At 66.6% G+C, this 12,440-nt stretch carries 13 protein-coding genes; 9 read left to right on the forward strand and 4 right to left on the reverse strand.

All coding sequences use genetic code 11. The annotated features are described in order from the left end of the window. On the forward strand, positions 1 to 415 hold a 415-nt coding region (locus J7024_RS29540), incomplete at its 5' end, for a zinc-binding dehydrogenase (protein WP_234745709.1). Positions 416 to 684: 269 nt separating this feature from the next. Here J7024_RS29540 and J7024_RS29545 read toward each other — a convergent pair. From J7024_RS29545 to J7024_RS29560, 4 genes are all read right to left on the reverse strand, one after another. After that, on the reverse strand, positions 685 to 1,737 hold the full coding sequence (locus tag J7024_RS29545; protein ID WP_096505553.1) for an AI-2E family transporter: 1,053 nt from the start codon (positions 1,735 to 1,737) through the stop codon (positions 685 to 687). Between the two features lie 232 nt (positions 1,738 to 1,969). Further along, on the reverse strand, positions 1,970 to 2,554 hold the full coding sequence (locus J7024_RS29550; RefSeq protein ID WP_175750673.1) for a BPSL1445 family SYLF domain-containing lipoprotein: 585 nt from the start codon (positions 2,552 to 2,554) through the stop codon (positions 1,970 to 1,972). A 64-nt stretch (positions 2,555 to 2,618) separates the two neighbouring features. Next, a complete protein-coding gene (locus J7024_RS29555) occupies positions 2,619 to 3,005 on the reverse strand; it encodes a DUF883 family protein (RefSeq protein ID WP_098552630.1) in 387 nt (128 codons plus the stop codon). Positions 3,006 to 3,342: 337 nt separating this feature from the next. Continuing rightward, positions 3,343 to 5,139 (reverse strand): ExeM/NucH family extracellular endonuclease, encoded by a 1,797-nt coding sequence (locus tag J7024_RS29560; protein WP_124826504.1) that lies wholly within the window; start codon positions 5,137 to 5,139, stop codon positions 3,343 to 3,345. A gap of 216 nt (positions 5,140 to 5,355) precedes the next feature. Here J7024_RS29560 and J7024_RS29565 point away from each other — a divergent pair, with 216 nt between their 5' ends. The 8 genes from J7024_RS29565 (at position 5,356) to J7024_RS29600 (ending at position 12,386) form a co-directional block, all read left to right on the forward strand. After that, positions 5,356 to 5,709: a YciI family protein gene (locus J7024_RS29565; RefSeq protein WP_199569053.1), complete on the forward strand. Its 354-nt coding sequence runs from the start codon at positions 5,356 to 5,358 to the stop codon at positions 5,707 to 5,709. 134 nt (positions 5,710 to 5,843) lie between these two features. Beyond that, complete coding sequence (locus tag J7024_RS29570) at positions 5,844 to 6,263, forward strand: YciI family protein (protein ID WP_124826502.1); 420 nt, start codon at positions 5,844 to 5,846, stop codon at positions 6,261 to 6,263. A gap of 37 nt (positions 6,264 to 6,300) precedes the next feature. Next, positions 6,301 to 6,717 (forward strand): VOC family protein, encoded by a 417-nt coding sequence (locus J7024_RS29575; protein WP_124826501.1) that lies wholly within the window; start codon positions 6,301 to 6,303, stop codon positions 6,715 to 6,717. After that, positions 6,714 to 7,982: an RNA polymerase sigma factor gene (locus tag J7024_RS29580; RefSeq protein ID WP_124826500.1), complete on the forward strand. Its 1,269-nt coding sequence runs from the start codon at positions 6,714 to 6,716 to the stop codon at positions 7,980 to 7,982. The genes J7024_RS29575 and J7024_RS29580 overlap by 4 nt, the downstream gene beginning before the upstream one ends. 303 nt (positions 7,983 to 8,285) lie before the next feature. Beyond that, positions 8,286 to 8,708 (forward strand): rubrerythrin family protein, encoded by a 423-nt coding sequence (locus tag J7024_RS29585; protein ID WP_096505537.1) that lies wholly within the window; start codon positions 8,286 to 8,288, stop codon positions 8,706 to 8,708. A 122-nt stretch (positions 8,709 to 8,830) separates the two neighbouring features. Continuing rightward, entirely contained in the window at positions 8,831 to 10,168 is a 1,338-nt protein-coding gene (locus J7024_RS29590; RefSeq protein WP_175770049.1) for a heterodisulfide reductase-related iron-sulfur binding cluster, read from the forward strand. Between the two features lie 44 nt (positions 10,169 to 10,212). Continuing rightward, positions 10,213 to 10,794: a DUF3501 family protein gene (locus J7024_RS29595; RefSeq protein ID WP_175750671.1), complete on the forward strand. Its 582-nt coding sequence runs from the start codon at positions 10,213 to 10,215 to the stop codon at positions 10,792 to 10,794. A 650-nt stretch (positions 10,795 to 11,444) separates the two neighbouring features. After that, the gene (locus tag J7024_RS29600) at positions 11,445 to 12,386 is read left to right on the forward strand and encodes a transposase (protein ID WP_124826497.1); all 942 of its coding nucleotides are present in this window, start codon (positions 11,445 to 11,447) and stop codon (positions 12,384 to 12,386) included. Positions 12,387 to 12,440 lie beyond the last annotated feature (54 nt).

A 12,440-nucleotide genomic window follows, 5' to 3' on the forward strand; every position in this document is an offset into this window, starting at 1 on the left:
CGTCGACTACAAGGCCGACGATTTCCGTCAGCAGCTCAAGGCGGCGACGCCGGACGGCGTTCACGTGAACTTCGAGAACGTTGGCGGCGAAGTGATGCGCGCGGTGCTGTCGCGAATGGTGATCGGCGGGCGCGTCGCGTTGTGCGGCGTGATCTCGAACTACAACAGCGGACGTGCGGCGGACGACGTCGGCGTGCTCATCTCGAAGCGGATCACGATGCGCGGCTTCCTGATCCTCGACTATCGCAAGAGCCGCGAAGCGGTGCAGACGCTCGCGGGGTGGCTGCGCGACGGCCGGCTCAAGGCCGAGGAAACGGTGGCCGACGGCCTCGAAAACGCGCCCGACGTGCTGAACCGCCTGTTCGACGGCGACCATCGCGGCAAGCTCGTGCTGCGTGTCGATCCAAACGCGTGAGCGGTTGCTCTCGGGTTCGCGCGACCTGAGATCGAACGTCGCGAAGGGATCGATTCCGGGCGCGTTTTGTCCCGTGCGGTTTCGGCAAACGGCGGTGTGACGGATGCGTCACACCGCCGCTTTTTTGTGTGTGCCGGGCCGATCGTGCCGGCTCGCAGCGCCTGCGTGACGAACGATGGCCGGGGCGGCTCCGGACAAGGCGACGGGCGCCGTGGCGCCCGTCGTGAACCGCATTCGTCATCCGTGACGGGCCGTGCCCGTTCGTCGCGTCATTCGCCCTGTTCGGAACGCGCGTAGATGTCCCAGCTCGCCATGAACAGCGCGGCGACGAGCGGCCCGATCACGAAGCCATTGATTCCGAACAGCGCCATCCCGCCGAGCGTCGATATCAGCACGACCCAGTCGGGCATCTTGGTGTCCTTGCCGACGAGGATCGGGCGCAGCAGGTTGTCGACGAGGCCGATCACGCCGACGCAGAACGCGACGAGGATCACGCATTTCCAGATCGCGCCGATCGCGAGGAAGTAGAGCGCGGCGGGCACCCACACGAGGCTTGCACCGATTGCCGGCAGCAGCGACAGGAACGCCATCAGCGCGCCCCACAGCACGACGCCCTCGATCCCGAGGATCCAGAAGATCAGGCCGCCGAGCGCGCCTTGCACGAGCGCGACCGCGATGTTGCCTTTCACGGTCGCACGCACGACGGTCGTGAACTTCGCGAGCAGCAGGTTCTTGTGCTCTTCGTCGAGCGGCATCGCGCGGCGCACGCGCCGGCCGATCTCTCCGCCGTCGCGCAGCAGGAAGAACACCATATACAGCATCACGCCGAAGCTCACGACGAACTGGAACGTGTTCTGGCCGATGCTGAGCGCCTGGGTTGCCGCGAACTGGCTGATCTGCGCGGCGCCGTCGGTCAGCTTCTTCTGGATGCCGGGAATGTTGGTCAGCCCGTATTTCTGCAGCAGGTGCTGGATCGACGTCGGCAGCGCGTGAATGATGTCCTGGAAATACTGCGAATAGTTCGGCTGCGCGCTCTTCAGTTCCTGGTACACGTACGCGATTTCCTGCACGAGCGTGGCCGTGACGAACACGAGCGGCAGGATCACGATCAGGATGATCAGCGACATCGTGACGAGTGCGGCGAGGTTGCGACGCTTGCCGAGGCGTGCGGCGAGCCAGCGCTGCACCGGCTGGAACAGGATCGCGAGAATGGTGCCCCAGAAGACGGCGCCGGAGAACGGTGCGAGAATCCAGCACAGTCCGACGGTGACCGCGAACAGCAGGAAATAGAAGAATTTTTGGTGATCGTGTCCGCTATCCATGGATGGTTCGCGCAGATTGATGCCTGGTTTGATTGAATCTCGTTGCCCCGGGCGAGATCGACTCGCGAACGTCACGGAGTTCGCGGCGAAGCGCGCGGCGGGGCGGCCCGATCGCAGTATGCCCGCAAAGGTGTCGCCATCATAGCCGGGGCGCGCGGCGCACATGAAAACGCCGCGGCCGGAGCCGCGGCGCTGCCGGGAAGCGGAGACGCGGCGATGCCGCGCCGGTTCGTCAGATGTTGAGCCTGGTGACCTTGGTGCCGTTCACCGACAGGTCGCCCATCAGGCCCGCGTTGGTCAGCACCAGCACCTCGACCGGTGCGGTGGCCGTGTTGGAGTCGATCGCGCCGTTCGCGCCGACCTTCACGACCGCGACGGAGGCGTCGGCGCCGGCCGACCAGCCTTCGGACTTGCGGAACGAGTCGAGCGCATCCTGCGTCATGAACAGGAACACGATCGCCTTCGATTGCGCGCCGGCCTGCAGGCCGACCGACAGCGACGACGTGTTGTAGTAGCCGACGGTGCTGCCGCCGACGCGCAGCGCGCCGTTGCCGGACTGGCCGCCGACGATGAAGCCGGCCTGCAGCACGTTCGGGAACACGAGCACGCCGCGCGATTTCGCGACGAGCTCACGCGAGCCCGGCACCGTCGAATAGAGGCGCGACAGCGTCGCGTTCACGCTCGCGTCGATGGACTCGCGTTTCGACGCGCTGGTGGATGCGCTCTCGGGTTTGTCAGGTGTGGTGGTGCAGCCGGCAAGTGCGAGACTGCCGAGCATGACGGCGGCGGCAGCTTTCAGGGCGAGGGACTTCTGCATGGCGATTCTCCTTCGTTGTCGGGTTGATGACGGACGGGGCGCTCAGCGCTGCGGGCAGCCCCGTTCAACGGCGGGAAAGGAGCAGGCCGGCAACGAACGCGAGGCCCGCGACGACGCCAGCGGTCTGCCACGGGTTGTCGTGTACGGCTTGCGACACGCGTTCGGCCGAATCCCGCAGCCGGGCGGCTGCGGAGCCCGATGCGTAATCGAGCGTGCTGCGCGCTTCATCGAGCCGCGACTGCACGCGCTTGCGCAGCGCAGCGATGTCGCCGTCGCCATCGTTCTTCAGCAGATCTTCGAGTTCGTCGACGAGCCCGCGCAGATCGTCGGTCACGTCCGCATGCAGATCGCGGGCGGCCGATCGCGTCGTGCGTCCCACGCGCCGGCCGGTGCGACGGATGTCGGACAGGCCGCGGTCCAGCTTGTGTTCGATCGAGTCAGTGAGCGCCATGGTGTTTATCCTCCTTCGATTTGATTTACAGGCCAATTTGAAGATAAGACGAATCCCAGCAACTAGTGTGATTCACATCTTCCAATTGAGTTTCGAGACAAATTTTCAATTCGTCGGCGGGATGCCTCGAAAGCCCCGCCACACGGGGCGGAGCGGCGGTTGAAAAAAATTCGCGCTTCTGGCGAGGTGGCGTTGGGTCGCGTTTGCACGAAGTGAAAGTACGGTAAATATGGCGTTGCCCGAGTGGTCAGGTAAATAGTGCCATTGCATGCGTCGGCTTGATGCAATTGCACTAGTCGCCGGTTTTCAAGGGAGCACGGTTCGTGCCCGCGGCGGTTCACGCGCCGCCTTCCGCCAGTGCAAGGTCGATGACGATCGGATCGTGGTCCGACGAGCGATATGCATCGGGTGCGTAATACGCGGCCCGTTGCGCCGGCGTTTTGTAATCGGGTACGGCTTGCAACGCAGTCGGCTCATCGGCATTGATGTGCCATGCATGCACGGCCTTCACGCGCGCGGCGAGCGGCGCGGTGGCGAGCGCGTGGTCGAGGTTGCCGGCTTCGCCGCGGAAGACGTAGCTGTACCCGGCATTACCGAGAAAGCGGGCGACGAGGTTCGTGTAGCCGTGCGACTCGAGCACGCGTAGCGGATCTTCCTTCGCGTAGCTGTTCAGGTCGCCGATCAACAGGACGCCGTCTGCTGCGATGCCGGTCGGCGATGTGGCGAGCCAGTCGGCGATGCGTGCGGCTGCGCGCGTGCGCGTCGCGTTCCAGCAGCCCTGGCCGTCCTGCCGGTCGAGATCCGGGCCGGTCGCGTGCGGACAATTCTTCGACTTCAGGTGGTTGACCGCGACCGTGAACGCGAGTGTTCCGCCGATGCGCCGGAACGTCTGCGCGAGCGGCGGCCGGCCGCGGCCATCGATCGCGACGGTGGCGGCGTGTCCGACGGGTTCGATCGTCCGGCTGTCGTACAGCAACGCGACCGCGATCGCGTCCCGACCGAGCCGTGCCGTGCCGGGGTCGACCGCGCGCCAGCCGTCGCCGAGCCGGGCAGCGAGCCGCTGCACGGCGCTCGCGGGGCCATGACCGTTGTTCGCGACTTCCATCAGGCCGATCACGTCGGCGCGCAGCGCGCGCAACGCGGCGACGATCTTCGCTTCCTGGCGCGCGAATGCGGCGGGCGTCTTCGCGCCCCGATTGGCCGGATCGCCGAAGCGGCCGCCGCTGCCGTTGAAATAGTTGAATACGTTGAACGATACGACGCGCACGTCGGCCCGCGCATGCCGTGCCGGCGCATCGGCTCGCGGATTCGACGCGGCGTCGAAGACCGGTGCCGACGCCGGCACTGGCTGCAGCCGCCACGACCCGTAGCGTTTCTCGAGCACGCCTTCGATACCGCGCACCGTGTAGCCCGTGCGCAGCGTATTGGCGGCGCTCAGCGCGGGCGGCGGATAGCGGACGGTCACTGGCGTCACGCGACTCGAACCGTCGTCGAGCACGATGCGGTTGCGGGCATTGGCCGCCGCCTGCATCGCGGCTTCGGCCGGCAAGGCCACGTGGGTCGGGATCTGCAGACGGCCGTTGCTGAGCACGATGCTGCCGTAGCGGCCGAGCGAATAGGTGTCGCTGACCGTCAGCGTTTGCGCGAACCTCACCCGCATGCCTTCGTGCGCGGCAAACACCGACAGCGTGTCGACCGGTAGCGCGAGCGTTGCCGGGGTAACGGACTGCCCGCGCGCACAGACGGCCACGCGGCCCGACAGCGCGAGTTGCGTGCGGCCGTACTTCTGTTCGACTCTGCCGGTCAGATGGACGAGATCGCCGGGGTTGGCCCGCGCGTTCGGTGCGTAGACAAACATGCCTTCTGGGACGCCCGGCCGCTGCCGCCGCTGCGCGTCGGCCTGCTGGACGAAGAATCCGCCGAAGCCGTCGGCGCCGCCGAATTCCGCGGTGACGACCGCTTCGATCGACGCGGTTCGTCCGGCCAGCGGCGAACGGCCGCTGCGGTGCCGGATGTCGGCGATCGCCGTGGTTGCGCCGCCGCAGCCGGCGCTGATCGGCGGCGCGGCGGTGGCGGGCAGGGCGGCACAGACGAGCGATGCGGCGAGCACGAGCGACGGCGGCAGGCGTGACATGGAGCGGTCCCGGGAAGAAAATTCGAAGGTTCGGGAAAGCATGTTGACGGCAAAATGGCGTGCCGCGATCGAAATGGCCGTTCGGCCAGTGCCGGATGGCCAACGATGCCGGCGGGGCCGGCCGCGGCTGTTACGCTCTGCACCTGACCTGCCGTTGCGCATCGCTTCTGCATGCATTCCGGACGCTTCCGTGCACGGCCTCACCAGGAGATCTTCATGGCCTACATGCTGTTGATTGTCGAACCGACCGGCCAGCGCGCCGAGCGCACGCTCGAGGACGGGCAGGCGCTGTATGCGCGGATGGTCGATTTCGCCGAGACGCTGAAAGCGCGCGGCGTGCTGCGCGGCGTCGAGTCGCTGGAGCGCTCCGAGCGCGCGACCCGTGTGCAGGTTCGCGACGGCGAGACGCGCCTCGTCGATGGCCCGTTTGCCGAAGCGAAGGAGATGGTCGGCGGCTTCTTCCTCGTCGACGTCGATACGCGCGACGAAGCGATCGAGATTGCGCGCCAGTGCCCGGCCGCGCAATGGTGCACGGTCGAAGTGCGTGCGGTTCGTCCGTGCTTTCTGTGACGGCCGTTTCCCGGTGTTTACCCTGATTCGCCATGTGGAAGGTCGATCCCTCAGCCTGCCGCCCGTCGTCAGGATAAGGCGCCGATGAACGGACGCCTCTTTCCACCGACTCCACCGACGACAGGGAGTGAACGATGCGATTCATGATCATGATCCGGGCGAACGCCGTCAGCGAATCCGACGCATTGCCGGACAACCGGCTGGTCGAGGCCATGACGGTCTATCACGAGGAACTCGCCAAGGCAGGCGTGCTGCTCGATGCGAACGGCCTGCGGCCGAGCGCGCGCGGCTGGCGCGTGCGGTACACCGGCGGCAAGGGTACGGTAGTCGATGGCCCGTTCGCGGAGACGAAGGAACTGATTGCCGGCTACACGCTGATCCAGGTGCGTTCACGCGACGAGGCGCTCGAATGGACGCGCCGGTTCCCCGCGCCGTTCGGCGCGGAGATGGACTGCGAGATCGAGGTGCGCCCGCTGTTCGAACTCGACGACCTCACGCCCGGCGACGCGGTCGAGCGGTTCCGCGAACTCCATGTCGGCCGCCCTGGCGCCTGATGTCCGCCTGACCACACCCTCACCCGGAGCACCCGACATGCACGAGATGGTCTTCATCAACCTGCCCGTGGCCGACCTGCCGCGCTCGAAGGCGTTCTATCAGGCGCTCGGCTTCGAGGTCGTACCGGCCTATACCAACGATCAGGCCGCCTGCCTGAAGATCAGCGACACGATCTTCGCGATGCTGCTCGTGCGGCCGTTCTTCCAGACCTTCACCGACAAGACGATCGTCGATCCGGCGACGCACGTGCAGGTGTTGTCGTGCCTGTCGTGCGAAAGCCCTGCCGAAGTCGACGAAGTCGTCGCGAAGGCATGTGCAGCCGGCGGCACCACGCCGCGTCCGCCGATGGAATACCCGGGCATGTACGGCCACAGCTTCGCCGATCCGGACGGCCACGCATGGGAACTGATGTACGTGGCGCAGGACGCGGCCGGGCAGGGGCCGGCATCGTGATGCGCGAGGCGACCCATCGTGCGATCGAAGCGGTCTGGCGCATCGAGGCGCCGAAGATCATCGCGCGCGCGGCACGCGTGGTGCGCGACGTCGGCGTGGCCGAGGAGCTTGCGCAGGACACGCTCGTCGCGGCGCTCGAGCACTGGCCCGTCGACGGCGTGCCCGACAACCCGGCCGCATGGCTGATGACGGCCGTGAAACGCCGCGCGCTCGACCGGGTCCGGCAGGAGTCGCTACATGCGGCGAAGCGCGACCAGCTTGGCCGTGAAATGGACGCGCTCGAAGCGCACGTCGTCCCCGACATCGCGGATGCGCTCGCCGATGCGCGCGACGACGACATCGGCGACGACCTGCTGCGGCTCATCTTTACGTCATGCCATCCGGTGCTGTCGACCGACGCGCGCGTCGCGCTGACGTTGCGGCTGCTCGGCGGGCTGACCACGGGCGAGATCGCGCGCGCGTTCCTCTCGCCCGAGCCGACGATCGCGCAGCGCATCGTGCGCGCGAAGCGCACGCTCGCGGCGGCGCGCGTGCCGTTCGAAGTGCCCTCCGCCGACGCGCGGCCCGCACGGCTCGCGTCGGTGCTCGAAGTGATCTACCTGATATTCAACGAAGGCCATGCGGCGACTGCGGGCGACGACTGGACACGCCCGGCGCTGTGCGACGAGGCGTTGCGCCTCGGCCGCGTGCTGGCCGGGCTCGCGCCGGACGAAAGCGAAGTGCTCGGGCTCGTCGCGCTGATGGAACTGCAGGCGTCGCGCATGCATGCGCGCACCGATGCGCAGGGGCGGCCGGTGCTGCTGCTCGACCAGGACCGCGGCCGCTGGGATCCGCTACTGATCCGGCGCGGCCTCGCGGCACTCGAGCAGGCGACGAAACTCGGCGGCCTGCGCGGGCCGTATGCGCTGCAGGCCGCGCTCGCGGCCTGCCATGCGCGTGCGCGGCACGCGTCGGATACCGACTGGGCGCAGATCGTCGCGCTGTACGACGCACTGGCCGAAGTCGCGCCTTCGCCGGTCGTCGAACTCAATCGCGCGGTGGCGGTAGGGATGGCGTTCGGGCCGGCCGCGGCGCTCGAACTCGTCGACGTGCTGCGCGACGATCCCGCACTCGCGCGCTATCACTGGCTGCCGAGCGTGCGCGGCGACCTGCTCGCGAAGCTCGGCCGGGCGGACGAGGCGAAGGTCGAATTCCGGCGCGCGGCGGAATTGACCCGTAACGAGCGCGAAAGGGAATTGCTGCTCAAGCGCGCGACGGATGCGTGATGCGTGATGTCGTCCCGACCACACCGCAGGCCGTGTCGCGCGGAGCCGGCCGGGCCCCGGCCACCAATCGGCCAGTCGCCGGGCGCTCGCCGAGCGCCATTCCGGCCCGCGCATTCCGTATCGTCCCCGGATTCCCGCTGGCCGCCCGCTATCGGTTGCATTGAAAAAGCCTATTGGGGGATGCGAACGCGAGCGCCTAGATTAAAGAGCACGATGCGTGCGCGCTTCGCACATGCATCGTTCCCCACATACATCATCGGCCCGGCTTCGCATGCGGCCGCGCCGACTCGAACGGAGGCGCAAATGGCTCAACTCAAGGGCAGCAAAACCGAAGAGAATCTGAAGGCCGCATTCGCGGGCGAGTCGCAGGCGAACCGGCGCTATCTGTATTTCGCTTCGAAGGCCGACGTCGAAGGCCAGAACGACGTCGCCGCGCTGTTCCGCTCGACTGCCGAAGGCGAAACCGGCCATGCGCATGGTCACCTCGAATATCTGGAAGCCGTTGGCGATCCGGCCACGGGTTTGCCGTTCGGCTCGTCGCGGCAGAATCTCGAATCGGCGATCGCCGGCGAGACGCACGAATACACCGACATGTATCCAGGCATGGCGAAAGCCGCGCGCGACGAAGGTTTCGACGAAATCGCGAACTGGTTCGAGACGCTCGCGAAAGCCGAGCGCAGCCACGCGAACCGCTATACGAAGGCGCTGGACGGTCTCGTCGACTGACGCGAGCCCATGCAAGGCCGCACGGCCCGCCGCGGCATGGCGCGCGGCTGGCCGTGCGTTGATCGCTGTCCGCATCGCGCGGCCGGCGCGCCCGCGCGATGCGCGCCATGCTGGAGCGCCCCATGCCCCACAAGGAAGGCAGTCTCGAAGCCCCGACCCGGCATCCGCTCGACTGGCAGTCCGACGCGTTTTACGACCAGGCCGCGATCGATGCGGAAATGACGCGCGTATTCGACATCTGCGCCGGATGCCGGCGCTGCGTGTCGCTGTGCGGCGCATTCCCCACGCTGTTCGACCTCGTCGACGACACGCCGATGGGCGACGTCGAGGAAGTGTCGAAGGACGCGTTCGGCAAGGTCGTCGATCAGTGCTATCTGTGCGACCTCTGCTACATGACGAAGTGTCCGTACGTGCCGCCGCACGCATGGAACGTCGACTTCCCGCACCTGATGCTGCGCGCGAAGGCCGCGCGCTACCAGCGCGGCGAAGCGACGCTGCGCGACAAGGTGCTGTCGAATACCGACGCGCTGGGCCATCTCGCGGGCATTCCGGTCGTCACGCAGACGGTGAACGCGGTGAATCGTACGCGTCCCGCGCGCCACGCACTCGAAGCGGCGCTCGGCGTCGATCGCAACGCATGGCTGCCCGAGTTCGCGCCGCGCAAGTTCCGGCGCGCCGCGAAACGTTCGGACGGCCTGCCGGTGCGCGACGGCGAGCGCACGCCCGGCAAGGTGGCGATCTACGCGACGTGCTACGTGAACTTCAACGAGCCGGGCATCGGTCACGACCTGCTCGCGATCCTTGCGCACAACGAGATTCCGTACGAGCTCGTCACGCGCGAGGCGTGCTGCGGGATGCCGCTGCTCGAGCAGGGCAACCTCGCGGGCGTTGCCGCGAAGAAGGCCGTGAACCTGCCGGTGCTGGAGCGCTATGCGCGCGAAGGCTATGCGCTGATCGGCGCGATCCCGAGCTGCGTGCTGATGTACAAGAGCGAACTGCCGCTGATGTTCCCCGGCGACGAAGCCGTGCGCGCGGTGGCCGACGCATTCTGGGATCCGTTCGAATACATGATCGCGCGGCACCGCGACGGTCTGTTGAAGACCGATTTCAAGAACGGCCTCGGCACGGTGTCGTATCACGTGCCGTGTCACGCGCGCGTGCAGAACATCGGCCGCAAGACGGCCGACACGCTGTCGCTCGTGCCCGGCACGCGCGTCAACGTCGTCGAGCGCTGTTCGGGGCACGCGGGCACGTTCGGCGTGAAGAAGGCATTCCATGCGGACGCGATGCGCATCGGCGCGCCCGTGTTCAAGGCGATGGCCGAGCCGAAACCGGATGTCGTGTCGTCGGACTGCGCGCTCGCCGGCCATCACATCGAGCAGGGCATCGACGAGCACGGGCTGCCGGCCGCGCCGCTCGCGCATCCGCTGACGCTGTTGCGCCGCGCGTACGGCATCTGAATCGATCGCGCCGTGAAGACATCGACGACATTCGAGGACATCCCATGACGCTGACCCGCGACTCGCTGCTGACGCTCGAAGCGTACGCGAAGATCCGCAAGGCCGAACACGCGCGGCTCGTCGCGTACAAGCGCCGCCGCGCGGTGGCGCTCGGCAACCATCTGCGCTTCCTGTTCGAGGACGAGACCACGATCCGCTATCAGATCCAGGAGATGCTGCACATCGAGAAGATCTTCGACGAAGCGGGCATCGACGGCGAGCTGGAAGCCTATCTGCCGCTCGTGCCCGACGGCACCAACCTGAAGGCGACGCTGCAGATCGAATACGAGCACGAGGCCGAACGGCGCGCGGCGCTCGCGCGGCTGATCGGTGTCGAGGATCGCGTGTACCTGCGCGTCGACGGGCATCCGGATGTTTATGCGATCGCCGACGAGGATCTCGATCGCGACAACGCGGAGAAAACGTCGGCCGTTCATTTCGTGCGCTTCCAACTGAGCGGACCCGTGCGCGCGGCGCTCAAGGACGGCGCGGCGCTGTCTATCGGCTGCGACCATCCGGCCTATTCGGTGCCGCCGCAACGCATCGATGCGGACGTAAGCGCATCGCTCGTCGCAGATCTGCGCTGACGCGCGGTTGCCCGCCGCTGTCGCCGAGGATGTAACGAACCTGCCCGGACTCGCCTGCCGGGAGCAATGCGCGTTGCCTGCTTCGGCGCTTTCATCATCCGCAGAGAAACAATAAAAAGATTGTGCACGGAGATAATTCAGTTGAGCCGTATTCGAACGATTTACCGATCCGTGAATATCTTGTTACGGAATTTTCCCTGATTTACCGAATTTTGGAAGCAATGCAGCCGAGTGTTGCCGGAGAGGGACGGAACATCGGTTGAAGCCTGTTGTAAGGACTTCGGGTATCCCCGGCAAAGCCATGCCAGACGGGGCTTTCCAGCCATGGGAATAACGATCGCGTAAAAAAATTCAAGCGTAAATAGATTGCGCATCCATGGCAGGTTGTTTCAGTAAGTAACATTAAGTCATTGTCATATTGAGATAAACCCTGAGGGTGGTATGCTTCGTGCACAAAAATTCCCACATTGGAGTGAGACCGTGATTTGTGCGCCATTGCCGGGAATGGCGGCACCGTGAAAGTGCGGTGCCGCGCCGGCATGCACAACATTCGGATAACCATAATGTGCAACCGGGCCGCCCCGTGACGCGATGCGTGACGACGGCGCCGCCAATCGCAGCCCCGGCCTGGCTGCGTGGAGAGATCTACTATGTTCTTCGATGAGCTTAACGATGAAGAGTGGTTTCGTCTTTCAACGCTGATCGCCGATGAACCCATCCGGCTGAACCGTCGCGGCCGTCCGCGAGCCGAGCCGCGCGTCGTTGCCAACGCCGTCCTCTGGATCCTGACGACCGGTGAAGCCTGGTCCAAACTGCCCGGGCGTTATCCGTCCGGGCCGACGTGCCGCCGCCGCTACGAAGAGTGGCTCGCGAACGGTACGCTGCTGCAGATGATCGACCTGCTGACCCAGTTCAGCGGGCGCACGTTCGCGTACGTTCCGCCGCCGCCTGTGCCGGTCGCGCCGGCGTGCCGTGCGGAGCCCGTGCCCGATAACGATCGGCTGCGCGGCGTGTTCTGGCAAAACCCCGAGTCGTGGCAACTGCCGGTCGCGCAGGCGAGTGCGTGGGACGGCGAAGGGGCGGCGCTCGCCGCGATGTCGAGCGACGACGCGGCCGTGTCGTCCGATGCGTCGTTCTCGGTGCCGGGCGCAGCGCCCGCCGGGCTGCGCCGCGGGCGTCCGACCGCGGCGAGCTTCGCCGCGGCCGAACCGCAAGTCGACGAATATCGCGGCTATACGATCTGCGGTCTGGCGCAGCCGGTGCAGAACCTGATGTATCGCGCCTGGGCCGAGATCATGCAGGACGACCGGCGCGTCGAGCGCTCGGGCTTGATCGGTCCGCGCTTTACCGATGCCGACGAAGCGGAGCAGTACGCGCTCGACTGGGCGCGCCAGTGGATCGATCGCCATGGTGCGGGCGACGAGCCGGCGCACGCGCCGCAAAGCGAGGTGCTGGCCGGCCTGTCCGTGCTGGCGCGGGCGGAGTCGGACATCAAGCGCTTCATCGCCGAGCGTCACGCGGGTGCGCTGTCCGAGAGCCGTAACGATCCCGTACAGCCGGATCGCCGCGAGTATGCGTACCGCGTAGGTTGATCGTCATTCGAACGGAAGCGCGCGGGCCGTCGTGTGCCACGATGCCCGCGCGAT

The organism is Burkholderia sp. WTPI3, from assembly GCF_021483755.1.
Classification (GTDB): Bacteria; Pseudomonadota; Gammaproteobacteria; order Burkholderiales; family Burkholderiaceae; genus Burkholderia.